The sequence below is a fragment of the Bacillus sp. FSL L8-0167 genome (assembly GCF_038630295.1).
Lineage (GTDB): Bacteria > Bacillota > Bacilli > Bacillales > Bacillaceae > Bacillus > Bacillus safensis.
Genome location: NZ_CP152027.1, coordinates 807,848 through 824,663 on the forward strand (window position 1 = coordinate 807,848; position 16,816 = coordinate 824,663).

At 41.5% G+C, this 16,816-nt stretch carries 20 protein-coding genes; 13 read left to right on the top strand and 7 right to left on the bottom strand.

Annotated features, from left to right (window positions below):
- Window positions 1-77: 77 nt before the first annotated feature.
- From MHB66_RS03980 to MHB66_RS03995, 4 genes are all read left to right on the top strand, one after another.
- On the top strand, window positions 78-581 hold the full coding sequence (locus MHB66_RS03980) for a hypothetical protein (protein WP_046314302.1): 504 nt from the start codon (window positions 78-80) through the stop codon (window positions 579-581).
- Between the two features lie 86 nt (window positions 582-667).
- Entirely contained in the window at window positions 668-1,693 is a 1,026-nt protein-coding gene (locus tag MHB66_RS03985) for a zinc-binding alcohol dehydrogenase family protein (protein ID WP_046314304.1), read from the top strand.
- Window positions 1,690-2,217: a YfiT family bacillithiol transferase gene (locus tag MHB66_RS03990; RefSeq protein WP_041116246.1), complete on the top strand. Its 528-nt coding sequence runs from the start codon at window positions 1,690-1,692 to the stop codon at window positions 2,215-2,217. The genes MHB66_RS03985 and MHB66_RS03990 overlap by 4 nt, the downstream gene beginning before the upstream one ends.
- A gap of 12 nt (window positions 2,218-2,229) precedes the next feature.
- Window positions 2,230-2,511 carry a hypothetical protein gene (locus MHB66_RS03995; protein WP_034283749.1) on the top strand — a complete coding sequence of 94 codons (282 nt, stop codon included), beginning with the start codon at window positions 2,230-2,232 and terminating at the stop codon, window positions 2,509-2,511.
- Between the two features lie 22 nt (window positions 2,512-2,533).
- On the opposite strand, the gene MHB66_RS04000 is transcribed toward MHB66_RS03995, so the two are convergent.
- A complete protein-coding gene (locus MHB66_RS04000) occupies window positions 2,534-3,013 on the bottom strand; it encodes a MarR family transcriptional regulator (RefSeq protein ID WP_024425228.1) in 480 nt (159 codons plus the stop codon).
- A gap of 168 nt (window positions 3,014-3,181) precedes the next feature.
- Here MHB66_RS04000 and mprF point away from each other — a divergent pair, with 168 nt between their 5' ends.
- From mprF to MHB66_RS04015, 3 genes are all read left to right on the top strand, one after another.
- The gene (mprF, locus tag MHB66_RS04005) at window positions 3,182-5,752 is read left to right on the top strand and encodes a bifunctional lysylphosphatidylglycerol flippase/synthetase MprF (RefSeq protein ID WP_034283750.1); all 2,571 of its coding nucleotides are present in this window, start codon (window positions 3,182-3,184) and stop codon (window positions 5,750-5,752) included.
- A 92-nt stretch (window positions 5,753-5,844) separates the two neighbouring features.
- Window positions 5,845-6,393, top strand: a complete 549-nt coding sequence (locus MHB66_RS04010; protein ID WP_034283751.1) for a thioredoxin family protein — start codon at window positions 5,845-5,847, stop codon at window positions 6,391-6,393.
- Between the two features lie 333 nt (window positions 6,394-6,726).
- On the top strand, window positions 6,727-7,194 hold the full coding sequence (locus MHB66_RS04015; RefSeq protein ID WP_041116252.1) for a DUF393 domain-containing protein: 468 nt from the start codon (window positions 6,727-6,729) through the stop codon (window positions 7,192-7,194).
- A 36-nt stretch (window positions 7,195-7,230) separates the two neighbouring features.
- On the opposite strand, the gene MHB66_RS04020 is transcribed toward MHB66_RS04015, so the two are convergent.
- On the bottom strand, window positions 7,231-8,487 hold the full coding sequence (locus MHB66_RS04020) for a transcriptional regulator (protein ID WP_034283753.1): 1,257 nt from the start codon (window positions 8,485-8,487) through the stop codon (window positions 7,231-7,233).
- A 274-nt stretch (window positions 8,488-8,761) separates the two neighbouring features.
- On the opposite strand from MHB66_RS04020, the gene MHB66_RS04025 reads away from it, so the two are divergent.
- Window positions 8,762-9,349, top strand: a complete 588-nt coding sequence (locus MHB66_RS04025; RefSeq protein ID WP_046314306.1) for a nitroreductase — start codon at window positions 8,762-8,764, stop codon at window positions 9,347-9,349.
- 38 nt (window positions 9,350-9,387) lie between these two features.
- Here MHB66_RS04025 and MHB66_RS04030 read toward each other — a convergent pair whose 3' ends face one another.
- The 3 genes from MHB66_RS04030 to MHB66_RS04040 form a co-directional block, all read right to left on the bottom strand.
- A complete protein-coding gene (locus MHB66_RS04030; RefSeq protein ID WP_024425223.1) occupies window positions 9,388-9,543 on the bottom strand; it encodes a YfhD family protein in 156 nt (51 codons plus the stop codon).
- 61 nt (window positions 9,544-9,604) lie between these two features.
- Window positions 9,605-9,715 (bottom strand): YfhE family protein, encoded by a 111-nt coding sequence (locus MHB66_RS04035; RefSeq protein ID WP_017358836.1) that lies wholly within the window; start codon window positions 9,713-9,715, stop codon window positions 9,605-9,607.
- A 52-nt stretch (window positions 9,716-9,767) separates the two neighbouring features.
- Window positions 9,768-10,664, bottom strand: a complete 897-nt coding sequence (locus tag MHB66_RS04040) for a TIGR01777 family oxidoreductase (RefSeq protein ID WP_046314308.1) — start codon at window positions 10,662-10,664, stop codon at window positions 9,768-9,770.
- 94 nt (window positions 10,665-10,758) lie between these two features.
- On the opposite strand from MHB66_RS04040, the gene recX reads away from it, so the two are divergent.
- Window positions 10,759-11,550, top strand: coding sequence for a recombination regulator RecX (gene recX, locus MHB66_RS04045; RefSeq protein WP_024425808.1), 792 nt, complete (start codon window positions 10,759-10,761; stop codon window positions 11,548-11,550).
- 3 nt (window positions 11,551-11,553) lie between these two features.
- Window positions 11,554-11,868, top strand: coding sequence for a YfhH family protein (locus MHB66_RS04050; RefSeq protein WP_046314310.1), 315 nt, complete (start codon window positions 11,554-11,556; stop codon window positions 11,866-11,868).
- A 225-nt stretch (window positions 11,869-12,093) separates the two neighbouring features.
- Here MHB66_RS04050 and MHB66_RS04055 read toward each other — a convergent pair whose 3' ends face one another.
- Window positions 12,094-12,267, bottom strand: a complete 174-nt coding sequence (locus tag MHB66_RS04055; protein WP_008360604.1) for a YpzG family protein — start codon at window positions 12,265-12,267, stop codon at window positions 12,094-12,096.
- Between the two features lie 25 nt (window positions 12,268-12,292).
- Window positions 12,293-12,442 carry a small, acid-soluble spore protein K gene (locus tag MHB66_RS04060; protein ID WP_003217849.1) on the bottom strand — a complete coding sequence of 50 codons (150 nt, stop codon included), beginning with the start codon at window positions 12,440-12,442 and terminating at the stop codon, window positions 12,293-12,295.
- Between the two features lie 116 nt (window positions 12,443-12,558).
- On the opposite strand from MHB66_RS04060, the gene MHB66_RS04065 reads away from it, so the two are divergent.
- The 3 genes from MHB66_RS04065 (at window position 12,559) to MHB66_RS04075 (ending at window position 16,797) form a co-directional block, all read left to right on the top strand.
- Entirely contained in the window at window positions 12,559-12,831 is a 273-nt protein-coding gene (locus tag MHB66_RS04065; RefSeq protein WP_024425219.1) for a YfhJ family protein, read from the top strand.
- Between the two features lie 300 nt (window positions 12,832-13,131).
- Entirely contained in the window at window positions 13,132-14,115 is a 984-nt protein-coding gene (locus MHB66_RS04070) for a glycosyltransferase family 2 protein (RefSeq protein WP_024425218.1), read from the top strand.
- A gap of 87 nt (window positions 14,116-14,202) precedes the next feature.
- On the top strand, window positions 14,203-16,797 hold the full coding sequence (locus MHB66_RS04075; RefSeq protein WP_342490573.1) for a YfhO family protein: 2,595 nt from the start codon (window positions 14,203-14,205) through the stop codon (window positions 16,795-16,797).
- Window positions 16,798-16,816 lie beyond the last annotated feature (19 nt).

The window sequence follows — 16,816 nt, forward strand, 5'->3', positions numbered from 1 at the left end:
TTCTTGGGGCATCCTTTTTTGATAGCGAAGGGGAACATTTTGGCAATTGAAACGTAGTACATACGGAGGTGAAACACATGAAAACATCTATAGAAAAAGACCTATTTCTCTTATCAGTCAGACACGCATTGATTGCCATTTATTTTCTTGTGATCCCATTTGCAGTCCCCATTTTTTATCACCCATCTCCTTTATCGATAGCGCTTATTGCACTATTTATAACTCATAACTTAGCAGAAAGTATCATTTGGTTCTACAAATCGAGAAAAATTAGAAAGCACCAGTCTGGTGATTTATTAAAACGCGGGCAGCTCCTTAGCCAGCTCGTGCAAAGAGTTGAACAGCTCATCATCCTCGGTTTTGTGATTCTTTTGATCACTGAATGGATACAAGGAAGGGCGGATCTATCTACACTCTCATTCACTCTTTTTCTATTGACCGTTGTTTTTCTCCAGCACGTCCAGTTTTATTACGTTCAGCTATTTTTTAAAACGAGCAGCTGGTTCACTTATGTTCCTTCTTTGCAAAAGGCACGTCCTTCATACATGGCGAGGGAGCGAAACGCCCTGAAAAGGTCATAAATGTGCTGTCATTCGTTTGATCCAGCCATAAACATCAGAAAATTATGATAAAATGTGGAAAGAATGGAGAAGGGGAGTGCGAACGAGTGAAAGCAGTTGGACTATTGGAGTATTTGCCGATTGAGCATGAGCAAAGCCTGATGGATCAGGAGGTCGAAAAGCCTAAAGCGTCTGGCAGAGATGTACTGGTGAAGGTAGAAGCTGTGTCCGTGAATCCAGTTGATACAAAGGTGAGATCACCGAAGGATCAGAAGGAAGAAAAACTGAAAATACTAGGCTATGATGCAAGCGGTACGGTTGTTGAAGTGGGTGAATCGTGTACATTGTTTCAGCCAGGTGATCACGTATACTATGCGGGAGATATTACGCGTCAAGGCTCGAATAGTGAATACCAGCTTGTGGATGAACGTATTGTGGCGAAAAAGCCTGCCAATCTATCCTTTGCAGAAGCAGCCGCAATGCCCCTTACAACAATTACGGCTTATGAGGCTTTATTTGACCGGATGCATATGAAGCGGAATGCTGAAGGCTCAACCTTGCTGATCATTGGTGGTGCAGGCGGTGTTGGTTCTATCGCCATTCAACTAGCTAAATTAACGAAGGCAACTGTGATCGCTACCGCATCAAGACCAGAAACAAAAGAGTGGTGTCTGTCCTTAGGTGCCGATCATATCATTGATCATCATCAGCCGCTTTTAGCGCAGCTAGAGGAAAAAGGAATCGGCGAAGTGGATTTTATTTTATGCTTAAATGATACAGATGGACATTTCAAAGGCATGGCAGAAGCCATCAAACCGCAAGGAACGATCTGTACCATTGTCGAAAACCAGCACAACCTAGACATTCAATTACTCAAAAATAAAAGTGCGGCATTTGTTTGGGAATTCATGTTCACACGCCCTATGTTTGAAACAGCGGACATGATCAAACAGCATGAGCTTTTGACAGAGGCGGGTGAGTTATTTGAGCAGGGAAAAATAACGCATACTTTAACAAAGGTTCTCAGTCCGATCAATGCTGCTAACTTGAAGCAGGCACATCAAACACTTGAGCATGGAAAGATGATTGGCAAATTTGTACTTGAAGGATTTGAGAAAGGGGAGAACGTATGACGTCATTACAATATCCGATTGGCTTATATGAACCGGTTGAAACAAAAACGAAAGCACAGCTTGAAGCATGGATTGATCAGCTGGCTGCAATCCCCAAAGAGTATGAAGCGGTGACCGCACCGCTTACAGATGCTCAGCTTGATACACCTTATCGGCCGGGAGGATGGACTGTTCGTCAGCTCATTCACCACGTAGCAGACAGCCATCTGAATGCATACTTACGATTCAAACTTGCTTTGACAGAAGATACACCGGACATACGTCCATATGATCAGGAGGGATTTGCCTCACTTCCTGACAGCAAGGCGCCCATTAGTTTATCCCTGCCTTTGATCAGCAGTCTGCATCGCAGGTGGGTCACTTTACTGCGGGGAATGTCAGAGGATGACTTCAACGCTTCTTATTATCACCCTGCCGATCAACAAACGGTGTCCTTATATAATGCAGCAGGAATGTACGTTTGGCATTCAAAACATCACCTTGCCCATATCACGGAATTAATCAAAAGAAATCAGTGGAATTAAAGGAGTAAACGCATGTCTGGTAGAAGAATTGTCGGCGCCATGTTTATCTGTATGGCGGGATTGTTTTATATAGCGAAATATGTTCTTTTTGAGATACGTTATAGTAACAGCTTAGGCTCAGAAAGAACGATTGAGGAACTTGAACAGCTGCTTCCTGGCGGTACGTGGATTAGCATCTTTTTTCTCATCATTGGCTTAGCCTATCTTTTATGGGATGACAGGGAAGTTCTTCAAAAAAATTTCGTCCTCTCAGATAAACAAGTAGAAGAAATAAAAAAGACGGACCTCAAGTGACCGTCTTTTTTCCTTTTCATATTTAGCCGCGTTCAGGACGCAGTGCTTTTTCTAAGATAGCAAGGCCTTCATTGACTTTTTCTTTTTCCTCGTCATTGAGCCGCTGCAGGGAATTTTTGATTTTTTCGTGTCCTTTTTGATAAATACTTCTGAAAATATTTTTCGCTTCCTCTGTCAGCTCTACGACAATGATTCTCCGGTCACGCTCAGAGTGCTTTCGCACGACAAAGTTAGATTGTTCTAACCTGTCAAGCAGGCCTGTCATATTGGACAAAGAAGCGCCCATTTTTTCAGCGATTTCGGATACTTTGAGAGAGCCATGGTTATTGAGCAGCATGAGCACCTTCATTTGAGGCATACTCATATCAAGCTTCATCCATTCAGAAACATCTCCAAGACCTGCAGCTGTGAGCACTTTCATATAAAGAACCCATGTCTTTTTTTCTTCTGGAGATAGAATCTCTTCTTTTAATACGGTGGTGTCATGAATATTATATTCCACGCTTGTTCACTTCCTTTAAGCGGCTCTTTTTCTTTATATTACTGATTTTTACTTCTAATTGAAAGGTTCGTCAAGCTTTTAAATGTTAAACTGCATGAATCAAGTGGTATTTGTTGTATAATAATGTTCAGTTGAAATAATGAAGCAACCTAGAAAGTTGGGAAAAACATGTGGAACAAAAAAACGGGTATGACGATCTTAAAAATGCTTTTTCCGATCGTCATTATCCTTGTCTTAATCTTCGTTGCGAAGCAGGAGCTGAGCGGACTTTCCATTAAAAAGACGTTTTATATTATTGACAGCTTGAACCGAATGGACTTGTTTATTCTTGTCTTTCTTGGACTTGTCGCGGTTTTATCGATGTCCTTATATGATTTTATTTTACGAAAAAGCCTGAATATGCCGATCAGCGGCTGGAAAACGATACGCATTTCATGGATTGCGAACTCCTTTAACAGTGTTCTTGGATTTGGCGGTCTATCAGGAGCAGGGCTTAGAACGCTTCTCTATAAGGAGTACATAACAGATACGAAAAAATTGCTGAAAGGCATTGCCCTTTTGACTTCCTCTGTCCTTTTGGGCTTATCTATTTTCAGTGATTTGATCTTGGTCAGGGTGCTTCCAGTTGAAAGTATTATCAGCCAGGAGCCGTGGCTATGGGCATTTGTCATTATCTTTGCCTGTATTGTACCGATATATATCGTCATGGCATCCATTCGAAAAAGCTCGATTGAGAGCGGTGAAAATGGACTGAAGCATCCAATTTACGCTTATATCGGGGCATCGTTTTTAGAATGGCTGGCAGCTGGACTTGTCATGTACATGGCTGTCGTCTCTATGGGGATGAATGTCGATGTCCGAATAGTCTTAGGTGTATTTGCGATTGCGTCAATCGGCGGTTTAATCAGTATGGTTCCGGGCGGCTTTGGTTCGTTTGACCTTATCTTTTTACTGAGCATGCAATACATTGGTTTTGATAAAGAGATGGTGCTGACGGCGCTCGTCTTGTACCGTTTCGTGTACTCGATTTTCCCGTTTATTTTAGGGCTTTGTCTAGCTGCTTACGATTTAACGGGAACGACGCTTAGACGTCTTGAAGGCAATCCGAAAATGGCACCTGCCATTGAAACAACGAACGTTTTAATTGTTTTGCACCGTGCTTTATTAATCCGTTTATTGTACGGATCTTTATCGATTTTAACCTTTGGAAGCGGCTTGCTTATCATGGCATCTGTTGTGCTTCCAGTCGATCGATTAGGTGTGATTACCAGCATTCCGCGCTTTCTGTTATCAGGATTTAATGGTCTTTCTTTAATGTTCGGAATCATTCTGATGATTTTGTCCATTGAAGTGTATAAAAGAACGAAAAGATCGTACGTGCTGACAATGATCTCCTTAGCAGGCGGTTTTGTGTTTACTTTGTTAAAGGGGTTTAACCTCAGTCTGATCTTTATTTTGCCAGTCATCATGGCTGTGTTTTTCTCTCTTCGAAATCAATTTGTGAAGCAGCAGGCACCTTACTCCTTAAATCAGTTTGTGACGGCTGCCGCTGGTTATTTATTCGTGCTCTTTAACTATAATGTGATTGGCAACTTTATTTGGACAAAAATCGGGCATTTCTTGAGTAAGGATTACTTGGTGCATAATGAACGGCATATCACGATGACAAGCATGATCGCTCTCATCGGTGTACCGCTTTTCTTCTTCATTAGTAAATTGATTTTTAATAAGAAAGCCTTTCCGATTGGAGAAAAAGCAGATGATGAAAAATTAAAAACGTTTTTAGAAGAAAAGGGCGGAAATGCCCTCAGTCATCTTGGCTTTTTAGGCGACAAAAAACTATTTTTCTCAAGTGATGGAGAAGCGATGCTTCAGTTTGGGCGAATTGGCCGCTGCGTCATTGTGCTCGGAGATCCATCTGGACGTGAGGCGTCTTATCCGCTTGTACTTGAAGAGTTTTTACAGGAGACAGAAAAAGCCGGCTACCGCGTCGCTTTTTATCAAGTAGAACGAGAAGGGATGGCTCTTTATCATGACTTAGGCTTTCACTTCTTTAAGCTTGGGGAAGAAGCCATGGTCGATTTAGAAACGTTTACTCTGTCAGGTAAGAAAAAATCAAATTTACGAGCTGTGGCGAATAAATTTGAACGAGAAGGCTACACCTTTGAAATGCTGGAACCTCCCTTTTCAAATGAGTTGATCTCAACCTTAAAACAGATCTCTGACAGCTGGCTCGGAAAGAAAAAAGAAAAAGGATTTTCGCTCGGTTATTTTCAAGAAGACTATCTTCAAAAAGCACCGATTGCGATTCTAAAGGATGAGCAAGGGCAGATCATTTCCTTTGTATCATTGATGCCGATGTATCAAGAAGGGGAGATTTCCATCGATTTAATGCGTCATATGCATGATGCACCGAACGGGATGATGGATGCGCTGTTTATCCACCTGTTTCAATGGGCGAAAGAAAGAGGCTACAAATCGTTTAACATGGGAATGGCACCTTTATCGAATGTGGGGACGTTCCATCAGTCCTTTCTCACAGAGCGTTTGGCGAGTGTTATTTTCAACAATGTCAGATACATGTACAGCTTCAGCGGTTTACGGTCATTTAAACAGAAATATAAGCCCGAATGGCGCGGGAAATATTTAGCGTATAAAAAGAATACGTCACTGCCTGTCACAATGGTGCTTGTCACCAAGCTGATCGGGATGGACCCAAATCGAAAGCGGCGTCCATAAACCAAAAGACCTTTACCTTTCACTAGGTGAAGGTTTTTTTAGACAAAAGAATAGCAAAAGTGGTAAAGTTGAAGGGTAAGGGGGATGTTCATATGACATTAAATGAATGGTTTACAAAGGGATTAGCTGAACGTACATATGTACACAACATGGAGAAAAACCGGGAAAATCTGCTCACGGTGTACAACCAGTATGCAATTCATCAAAAAGAAAAAGAGCTGCTTCAAAAGCTGCAAAAGAAAAAGCTCCGAGCGCTTGTCATCACAGCGGATTGGTGCGGAGATGCGATGGTCAATGTCCCGATTTTCATGCGTATTGCAAATGAAGCACTCATTGATGTGCGCTATTTCATTCGGGATGAGAATCTAGACCTGATGGATCAGTATTTAACGAACGGGACCGCAAGATCGATTCCGATTATCGTCATCATTGATCAGGACGGGAATGAAGTGGGCAAATGGGGACCTCGCTCAGCAGAAGCACAGCGCTTTGTCGATGAGAAAAAACCGGACAAAGATGCACCTGATTTTGAAGAAGCTTTTCAAGTATTTGCGAAAGAAGCCGCACATCACTATACGACCGACCGTTACTTATGGAAAGATATTGAGAAAGAAATAGTAGAAGTTTTGGCAAAAATATAAACCAAAAGACTACTTCGCCGCAATGGGAAGTAGTCTTTTTTTATCTTGTTTTTGCGTTTTACCTACAAAACCACCGCATAAAGATGTAGAAAACCGCAGAATTCTATCAAATACCGCAGAAAACCGCAAAGCACCACGATTTTCCCAACCACTTTTAGTTGAAAAACCTCATATATGCCATAAAATCAATGATTTTGCCCTTATCCAAAGGCTCATATAACGCACAATGGTTGGCTTTTTCCCAATACAAGAGGCCCAGCAACTATAGTAATCTAGTTGTAATCTCCTTTGAACGAACTAAAAAAATGACGGAAAAGGACAGGCGATCAATTTATGAAAAAAATCATTTATCTCGATCAAGAAAAAAAGAAGCTCGCTGAATCGAAAAAAAGAGAACAGCGTTCCATTAAATCACTGAGGCTGCTTGTGTTTTATGACGGACAAAGTCCTGCATGTGCAAAAATGATTGATTTATTAAGATCACTCGATTGGAAAAATCGGATTCACTTTGAATCCTTTAGACACTCGCAGCTGCTCAGGCTGAATAAAATCAGTGAAGAGAAGGCGGAAAAACGAATCGTGTCTATTTCTTTAGCCAAAAATCAGAAGAATTCAGGGATTTATACTTGGCTGCGTATGGCCTGCCATATCCCTGCTTTATGGGGAACGGTCCCATTCATCTTGCTCAGTATTTGGCTTGGCTTTGGACAGCATGCGTACGATTTCTTTGCAAAAAGACGGTATATTCATTCTGTCAAACGGGTGAACCATCATGACACAGATCAACAAGAGACCATTTAATAAATAGAAAAAGCATGACCTTCGATCGGCAGAAGGTCATGCTTTTTTGTAATAGGGAAGATATCCCGCTAAATGATCAAGAAGCTTCTTTGTATAGGACTGATACGTCTGCTCATCAAGCTCAGCACCTGCATAGGTAAGTAAGGTTCTAAGAGCAAACAAATATTCACTGTGCAGCTCATTGTGTTCAAAGTAAGGAAGGGCTGCTTCGACCAAATAGGTTTTCAAATCAAGAGGGTTTTCCTCAATCATCAATTTATAGATTTTGATCATATATAAACAGTTTGGCTGAATACGAGGCTGTTTTAACAGCTCGTGTATGTAGGGAAGTGCTTTTTTGCGGTCATATTCAGCATATAGTGTCGCAATCTCATATAGCGTTTCACAGTAACGATCTTCTATCTGTTCTTGATTAAAGTAATTGAGTGAATCTAGTAAATAAGGCACAGCTGAAGAGAAATCACCTTCACGTTTTAAGAGCACCCCGTAATAAAAATAAGCGGACATTTTAATAAAGGCATCAGGGTGAAGGGACGTGTGCAAAATCACTTCCTTTATATATTTCTTCGCAGTTTGATAGGCTTTTAGTTCAAGTGAGATCACGCCGTGAATAAGTGTACAGTGAATAATCCGCTTGAAATTGTTCTTTTGTCTATATAAATCCATCGCTTGATGTGTCGCTTCAAGCGCATCACCCAGCTGTCCCAAGTTTCCAAGTGCTTTTGCATAGTGATAATACAAATCACTTTGTTCAACTGAAGCGTAGGAAAAGCAGCTTTCAAGCTTTTTCAGCCCATCTTCAAGCTGACCAATTTTAATTTGATGAATGCCGTCAAGATATTCAAAAATTTCTTTTTCCGTTTCAATAAAGGTTTTTTCGAATTTTTTGAGCACGCGGTGTGTTTTTAAGGCAAGCGGCTGTTTATCCGTTAGTAAATAAAATTGAAATAAAGACAAATGATACTGAATGCCTAAATCGAGCGAAAAGAACTGCTCCTCGTGCTGAATGATCATTTCTGCATTTTGTTCAGCTTGATCGAGAGCATAGAAATACATATTCATTTGAAACTCATCCAAAAGTGACAGCAGATGACGCGCCTTTTGTGACAGCTTTTCTTGGCTGATGCCAAGCCGTTCAAGCAGCAGATTGATCGTATCTTGATTGGCCTCCTTTGAGCCATTTTCAATTTTACTTAAATGAGAGACAGAACAAATTCCTTCTGCCAATTCAGATTGGGTCATATTTTGTTTATAACGGTAGAGTTTAATGATTTGTCCAATATTGATTTTCATTCCATCCAGAAGCCTCCCTTCCAATCATGGTTGAAAGCCTTTTGACAAAAAAACAAGATCAGACAAAATGGGAATACTTGAAAATCATTTCATCATCTTGGCTTTTTTCTCAAAATTTGTTTAAAACGTAATATGATTGTAACATTACTTGAAAAAGTCAAACAACTATTTAGCAGACGGGGAGAAGAGATACTTGATTTGCAACTGCACGCGATGACGTTTATAATGTGAATGAGAATCAATTTCAATTAAGTTGATTGAAAGGATGACATTTATGCCAGAAATGAAACAACAAACAGAAGCGTTAACGGTTCGAGACGCTGTCAGATATAGACGATCGATTCGAAAATTCAAAGACACACCGGTGACGATTGAGCAGCTTCAGCCGCTATTAGAGGATGCAGTCTATGCACCTAATCATAAAATCACGGAGCCGTGGCGCTTTTTATATGCGGTGACGGATGAAGCCAAAGCGACTTTTGTAGAGCGCTTCATTGCTTTCTTTCAGCGCAACAACCCAGATGCAAAAGAAGAAAAAATCAATCAATACAGAGAATACTTTTCTAAGGTTCCGGCGCTTTTACTTGTCGTGCTAAAAGAAGACGAGAACCCTGTAGTGAGAAATGATGATTTTGCCGCTGTCAGCGCGCTCATTCAAAATCTTCAGCTACTTGCGTGGGATCAAGGGATCGGTATGGTATGGAAGAGCGGACGTATTTTATACGACAAAGGCTTTCAACAAGACATGGGATTAAAGGAAAACGAACGGTTTGCTGCGATCCTTCATATAGGTTATCCAGAAGAGGTGCCTGAGGAAAAATCACGCCAGAAAGCATCAAGTCTTCTTACTGAAATCAAATAAAAGAAAAGCAGACCGCTGAATAAGGTCTGCTTTTTTACTTATTGTTTTTTGGCGCGCTGATCGGCTGCTTTCATACGTGCCATTGCTTTTACGTCATTCGGATCTGCAAGTTCTTTGGAAAATTCAACATATTCGCCATCCGTCTCTTGTGCCGCGAGCTCGTGGTTGGATTTTTTGTGTTGGTCTTTTTTCAAAGCCTTTCCCTCCTTTACAAGATCACTTTAGTTATGTGCTTGTTGGAGGGGAATATCCGCCTTATTTGTTTCTTTTTTCTGCTGCTCTTTCCGCTTTTTTGAATTCCTGCTGATACAGGACTTCCTGGGTTTTCTTCAGCTTCGAAGTTGGCTGGTGTTCTTTTTTCTTCATCAAAATCGCTCCCTCATCTCATTTCTAATAGGATGGGTGTTTTTGACAACATTTATTCCCCAGATTGCAAAATCGCTTCTTTTAGTTCAGGGTGCAAAAAGTCATAAGAAGAGAGCAGTGCTTTTTTTGGCAGAGCACGCTGGCCTTCTAAAACAAGTAATGACATTTCACCAAGTGCCGTTTTGATCACAAAAGATGGCACCTTCAGCCAATGGGGGCGGCGAAGGGCAGAAGCAATGGTTTGTCCAAGCTGTTTCATTTGAACAGGATTCGGTGATGTCGCATTGAGCGGACCTGACAGGTCGTCATGATGAATCGCATAAGCAATGAGATGTGCCACATCCTCAACATGAACCCATGAAACCCATTGCGAGCCAGAGCCAATTGTCCCGCCGGCAAACAGCTTGTAAGGAAGTGTCATCAGCGGCAATGTGCCTTTTTCGCCCAACACGACGCCAAAGCGTGTGTAGACCGTACGAATGCCGAGGGCTTCAATCTTTTGTCCCTCAGCCTCCCAAAGCCTTGATGTATGACTTAAGAAATCAGAATCCGCAGGAGGTGATTCCTCCGTAAAATCTCCTGTTTGAGATGTGCCATAAATCCCAACAGCACTTGCTTGAATCAGTACAGATGGTTTTGATTCCTGCGCTTCTATAATGCGTTTTACCTCTTGTGTTGATTTGAGACGGCTGGAGAGGATGTCTTCTTTTGCCTTGTCTGTCCAGCGTGTAAAAATGGATTTTCCAGCAAGGTTAATCCATACATCGATGGCAGGCAATTCATGCTCAGGCGCAGCACCTTCGGTCAGCCACTGCACATAATGTAAATGATTTTGTTCGGATTCCTTTGGATTTCTTGTTAAAATATATAGATGATGTCCCTCAGCAGCGAGCACTTTTGTGACATGCTGGCCGATAAAACCGGTTCCTCCGGTAATGGCGATATTCAATTGACATCTCTCCTCTCATATACATACCTATATCTTTCACGATTTTGAATCAGAAGAAACATCCTGACTGTTTTGGAAAAGGAGTGATTACAGGATGCCTTATATTACAAAAATTTCTGCTCAGAAAAACAATACCGAGCGGGTCAACATCTTTCTTGATGAAAAGTACGCCTTTAGCGTTGATTTAGATGTGCTCGTCCAGCACGATTTGAAAAAAGGAAAAGAGCTGGACGAAGCAGATATCATTGAGATTCAATTCGGTGATTCAGTGAAAAAAGGATTTCAGCAGGCAGTTGATTATTTATCCTACCGCATGAGATCAGTGAAAGAAGTCACCGATTATTTAACGAAAAAAGAAATCCCTGCACCTGCTATTAGTGAAATTATACACAAATTAAAGCATTATAAGTATGTAAATGATCTTGAATTTGCAGAAGCCTATGTCAGCACCCACCGGAAAACGAACAGCAAAGGACCGTCCGTCCTAAAAAAAGAATTGAAGCTCAAGGGGATAGACGATGACACGATTGAACAGGCGCTGTCTCAATACCCTGATGACCTACAGCTGGAGGAAGCGGTAAAGCAGGTTCTCAAACTTGTCAAAAAAGAAAAAAATCGTTCTGCAAAAGAGATCGAGCAGCGCATCAAGCTGCAGCTGCAGCGAAAGGGATTTTCGTTTGAGATCATTGATAAAGCCCTTCAAGAAGCCTATGATGGACAAGAAGAGGAAAAGGAAGAAGAAGCCCTCCTTTATATGCTGGAGAAGGCAAAACGCAAGGTAGGATATGACGGATCATTTGAAAAGAAGATGAAAGTGAAGCAATTTTTATTCAGAAAAGGCTTTGATCTCGATACAATTGATCACGTTTTAGACAAAGGGGAATGACAGATGGAAAAACGCTATAGTGAGATGACAGAATATGAATTGAAGCAGGAGATTGCCGCCCTTTCTGAAAAAGCACGAAAGGCTGAGCAGCTTGGCATTGTGAATGAATACGCAGTTTTAGAACGGAAAATTGATATGGCGAAAGCCTATTTATTAGATCCAGCCTTGATTCAAACGAAAACAACTTATCAAATCAAAGACACAGACGAAGAGTTTTATGTAGAATATCTAAATGGCGTTTTTGCGTGGGGATACAGAATATCGGCTCCAAATCAGGAAGATGCCCTGCCGATTTCAATGCTGACGCAAAAGGACTGATCCAAGTGATCAGTCCTTCATCGTGTAGACAAACCCTCGCATTCGGTGTCAGGTCTGCGCTCCGGTGCTCACGAATGTCAAATTCGCTCCGTTCCGGTGCTCATCCTTCCTAGGGCTGCAAAGGTTTTCTATCACGCTGAAAAGAAGACAAAGGGCTAAAATAAAAATCATTTTAGCCCTTTGTCAACAATCTGAAGGACTGATCCAAGTGATCAGTCCTTTTCTTTACTTCGAACGCTGCTTACGGACGTTGTTCTGAAGTACGATGTCGTGCTGCGTTTGCTGCGTTTCTCCATTGACCTGAGAGGCAGAATGCTTTGCATTTGCCCATGGTTGAGGGTAAGCGGTTGTCCTTAATTGAACAAAGTCTGCCATATACGATTTCCCATTTGAACTCATATCTCAAGCACTCCCTTTGGAAAAATTAGCGTTTCCCTGATGCCCTCATACGTTCCTGTGGACGTGTATTCGTTTCACCATTCGGCCGTTTAGACGCATAAGCATCTGTAGCGCCTGGTTCGCCTTCAAACTTGTGATTTACCTGATTTGGAAAGCCTTTTGCTTTATTACGCATATCGATTCCCTCCAAACAATACAAATCATTTGCGTCTTTTGAAGACGTAAGGGTAGTATATGAAAAAAGAAGTTTTTTTAAAAAGGCACTTTCTGCTAGATGAAGGAGGAACAGGCATGGAACAATACTTTGAGCGACTAACAGAACAACTTATGGAAAAAAACAATATGCTGACATATGACGAAGCACGTACATGGGTAGAGCTGCTTTGGAGTGATTTTGAAACGACCTATGCAAAGGCTGGCCGTAAGTATAAAGGACAGGAAACAACAGAACGAATTGTCCAAGAGTGGATCGAGAGCTACGGAGCGCAGCTGCATTTATTTCAAAATAAACAATCAAAGGCAAACGAGCATCTGCAACAAAACAATCGAGGGCTGCTTCACTAAAAAGGCTGCCCTTTCACTTCCATTCATCTTTTTCAATAAATAGGAAAATATATAAATGAACAAACAATTTTATGAAACAATACCCAGTCTGTGATCAAAATTACAGGCTTTTTACAATGATTAAACTTAAAATTACATTAAATTCATCCTGCTGAAAATCAATGGAAATAAAACTCTGATATAATGAAACGATTAAAGAGACATGTAATTTATGGATAATAAAAAAGGGTTTCGTTTTCTGACAAAAAAGGAATAATGAACATATCAGACTATGTGAAAAAAGTGAAGAGAAGGTGCGATATGGAACGGGAACTGCTCTCTGTTATAATTCCTTCTTACAATGAAGGTGAAAACATCAGACGAATCTTTGAGGCACTCGAGGAAGAGTTTCGCGATTTTCATTATGACTTTGAAATCATCTTTGTGAATGATGGAAGCAAAGACAACACGCTTCAATACATGAGAGAGCTCTCTCGAAAAAGTGCAAAAGTTAAATATATTTCCTTTTCGCGTAACTTTGGAAAGGAAGCCGCTATTTTGGCAGGTCTTGAACATGCAAAAGGAGCAGCTGCGATTATTATGGACGCCGATCTGCAGCACCCGACGTATTTAATTCAGGACTTTGTCAGGGGATATGAAGAAGGCTATCATCAAGTCATTGCCAAACGGAATCGTAAAGGTGACAGCAAGCTGCGCTCTTACCTGTCATCCATGTACTATAAGGTGATGAACAAGGTAGTAGAAGTGGACTTGCGTGATGGTGTCGGAGATTTCCGTTTAATTTCACGCCAAGCCATCGATGCATTGCTTCAGCTGAAAGAGGGGAATCGTTTTTCGAAAGGGCTTTTTTGCTGGATTGGGTTTGAAGAAAAGGTCATCTATTATGAAAATGTAGAAAGACAGCATGGTGATACAAAATGGTCACTGAAGAAATTATTTAACTATGGCATAGATGGCGTCATTTCCTTTAACAACCGCCCGCTGCGAATTTGTTTTTATACTGGCATACTGATCTTATTTCTCTCATTGATTTACATCGTGGCCACCTTTATTCAAATCGTCAGAACGGGCATTATGGTGCCGGGTTATTTTACTTTAATATCGGCTGTGCTGTTCCTCGGAGGTGTCCAGCTTTTGAGTCTAGGTGTGATTGGAGAATATATTGGCCGTATCTATTATGAAACGAAAAAGAGGCCGCATTATTTAATCCAGGAATCAAATGTGATGGAACAAGAGACAAGCTCAAAGGAACAAGACCGAGTGTTAACACAGTTATTTAAATAACGTGGAGTCAAATAACCGGCAAGCACGAATCGCTTGCTGGGTTGTTTTGTTTCAAAGAAAAGTGGATCTTTTGTGGAAAGGATTTAGATGATGAAACGTAGATGGATAATGATAGGAATGTGCCTCATTCTCGCTTTATTAGGACACTCCTTTTTCTTATATGAATATAAGCAAGGCCGGTATATGACAGGAGATGGAGACGGAATCTCACAAATGCTCCCATTTAAAAAGCTGCTTTACGATGAATACGTCAAAGGGAACTTCTTTTATTCCTATCAATTCGGTCTAGGCGGCGGTACATATACGCAATTAGGTTATTATTTCACAACGTCGACTGTCTTTATGGTCACAGTCGCTGTCGTCTGGCTGATGAATGCGCTTCATCTCATCCAGTCAACGGACATTCATTTCTGGGCAAATGCCGTCATTTGGCTGAGTGTGATCAAGCTGACGCTTATTCTTTTCATCGCTTACCGTGTGCTTCTTTCAATGGTTCAGCATAGGCTGAGCGCATTAACAGGAGCCGCAATTTACGGATTGTCTATTGTGTATTTTCGGCATCAAACATTTTGGGAGTTTTTCACCGACAGTATGATGTGGCTCCCGCTGCTTGTACTTGGGGTTGAACGGATTTTCAAAACAGGTAAGCCGGCTTGGTTTATTGCGGCGTGCAGCCTGATGCTTATCAACAATTTTTACTTTGCTTATATTCATTTTATCTTTTTAGCGATCTATCTTGTCTTCAGATATATCATCAAGCTTCGAAGTGAGGAGAACGGGTGGAAGGTGTTCTGGACGCTGGCGGTCTCTACGCTGTTATCCTTTGGAATCAGTGCCGCCTTTTTTGTCCCGTCTGTCTATGGCTTTCTTAATAATATAAGGCCGCCATATGATCAATCCATACCTTGGTTTGATCTGCATGATCATCTGCTGTTTACAAGCAGGGTGTATTTATTACCTGTGATCTTTCTCATTTGTATGTTCCTCGTTCCGCTTTACCGGAACAGGTGGTTTTTCATGTTTACATCGATCAGCGTTCTGCTCATTGTTTTTCACTACAGTCCAAAGATGGCGAGCGTGTTTAATGGTTTTTCAGCACCGCAATACAGATTTGAGTACATTCTTGCCTTTACAGTTGGAGCGGTCGCAGCTATCACCATCAAGCATTTCTCGCAAATCGAGTGGAAGTGGAAAAAGCGTGCGGTCTTAGGCGCTTGGATCGTGTTTCTTCTCGCAGTCATCTTAACAGAACGAGCAAAGGGAAATATGGATGTTGTTGTATTTACAGGCATAGGACTGCTTGTGATCAGCTTGTTTTTCCTTTTGATTCATGCGGAAAAACGCCAGCACCTTCGTCTCTTTTCAGCTGTGCTCATCGTTGTCAGCTTACTGACAGCAGGCGTGTATCAGCAGGGCTACTTATCTGAAAGAAGCAATATTAAGAGCGTATCAGATACGTATCTGAATAGTGAGGCTTATGCTGGACATGAGCAAATGAAGCTCATTCAGCAGATTCAAAGCCGCTCTTCAAAAGATCCGCTTGCCCGGATTGACTGGATGAACGGCGTGCGCAACAACACCCCGTTATTTGAAGGCTTTCAAGGCATGAGTGCGTATTCAAGTATATTGAATCAGCATTTACTCAATTTCTACTGGAATGACCTGCAAATCGATATGGGACGGGAAAGTGTCAGCCGTTATGCAACAATGGGGGACAGGGCGAATTTATACAGCCTGACCTATGGAAAGTATTATATGAGAACGAGCGCGATGCCTTACTCACCGCCAGCTTATTTTAAGCCTATATTGGAAAGCGAGCATTATAAAGTGTATGAAAATACACGGCCGCTGCCATTTGCAAGAACAACAAGCACCGTTTATTCAGAAGAATCCTTAAAGGATGCCTCAGCACTTGATAGGGAGCATGCGATGCTGCAAGGTGTGGTTTTAGACAAAAAAGGAAACGCTGAAATTGAGCACGCGCCAGATCGAGTCAAGGATACAAATATTCATACGATACAAGCCATATACGAACATGGCGTGCTTGATGTATACGGAGAAACAGGCGGCCTGAATATCACGCTGCCAGATGATATGGCCCGCGCTGGTGATGTGTATGTGAGCTTTTATGTGAAGCGGACAGACCGAAACGAAGGATTTCAGTTATCTGTTGATCACTACGTCACCTCACGAAAAAGCAATACATCCATCTACAAAACAGGCGTCAATGAAGTGACGATTCGAGTCCCTGCGGAAAAAATCCTTTCCATTCGAGTACCAAAAGGGACGTATGAGCTGAGTCAATTAAAGCTATATCAAGAGCCTTACCGCGTCCTAGAGAAGGCATATGAAAAAGAAAAACAGGATCATGGCAGCCAGCAAGTAAAGCTCGAAAACAACCGCTTTACGATTTCATATGATAACAAACGCGGCGATGATTATATGGTTCTGCCAGTACCATATGAAAAAGGCTGGGAGCTCACGGTGAACGGACAGCAGACCGATATTGAACAATCCAATTACGCCTTTATCGGTTTTCCAATAGAAAAAGGCAAAAACGAGATTGTGTTAACCTACTATCCGCCTTATATCAGAATTCTCGCGTTGATTTCACTCGTCAGTTTGATTGGTGCGATCTTATATGCACGGAGAAAACACAAGAAACACCACTTTTCATCATAAGTGGTGTTTTTTTATCTTT

Coding starts and splice junctions, on each gene's coding strand:
- MHB66_RS03980 (WP_046314302.1), top strand. CDS start 78: ATGAAAACATCTATAGAAAAAGACCTATTTCTCTTATCAGTCAGACAC.
- MHB66_RS03990 (WP_041116246.1), top strand. CDS start 1,690: ATGACGTCATTACAATATCCGATTGGCTTATATGAACCGGTTGAAACA.
- MHB66_RS03995 (WP_034283749.1), top strand. CDS start 2,230: ATGTCTGGTAGAAGAATTGTCGGCGCCATGTTTATCTGTATGGCGGGA.
- mprF (WP_034283750.1), top strand. CDS start 3,182: ATGTGGAACAAAAAAACGGGTATGACGATCTTAAAAATGCTTTTTCCG.
- MHB66_RS04010 (WP_034283751.1), top strand. CDS start 5,845: ATGACATTAAATGAATGGTTTACAAAGGGATTAGCTGAACGTACATAT.
- MHB66_RS04015 (WP_041116252.1), top strand. CDS start 6,727: ATGAAAAAAATCATTTATCTCGATCAAGAAAAAAAGAAGCTCGCTGAA.
- MHB66_RS04020 (WP_034283753.1), bottom strand. CDS start 8,487: ATGAAAATCAATATTGGACAAATCATTAAACTCTACCGTTATAAACAA.
- MHB66_RS04025 (WP_046314306.1), top strand. CDS start 8,762: ATGCCAGAAATGAAACAACAAACAGAAGCGTTAACGGTTCGAGACGCT.
- MHB66_RS04035 (WP_017358836.1), bottom strand. CDS start 9,715: ATGAAGAAAAAAGAACACCAGCCAACTTCGAAGCTGAAGAAAACCCAG.
- recX (WP_024425808.1), top strand. CDS start 10,759: ATGCCTTATATTACAAAAATTTCTGCTCAGAAAAACAATACCGAGCGG.
- MHB66_RS04050 (WP_046314310.1), top strand. CDS start 11,554: ATGGAAAAACGCTATAGTGAGATGACAGAATATGAATTGAAGCAGGAG.
- MHB66_RS04055 (WP_008360604.1), bottom strand. CDS start 12,267: ATGAGTTCAAATGGGAAATCGTATATGGCAGACTTTGTTCAATTAAGG.
- MHB66_RS04060 (WP_003217849.1), bottom strand. CDS start 12,442: ATGCGTAATAAAGCAAAAGGCTTTCCAAATCAGGTAAATCACAAGTTT.
- MHB66_RS04065 (WP_024425219.1), top strand. CDS start 12,559: ATGGAACAATACTTTGAGCGACTAACAGAACAACTTATGGAAAAAAAC.
- MHB66_RS04070 (WP_024425218.1), top strand. CDS start 13,132: ATGGAACGGGAACTGCTCTCTGTTATAATTCCTTCTTACAATGAAGGT.
- MHB66_RS04075 (WP_342490573.1), top strand. CDS start 14,203: ATGATGAAACGTAGATGGATAATGATAGGAATGTGCCTCATTCTCGCT.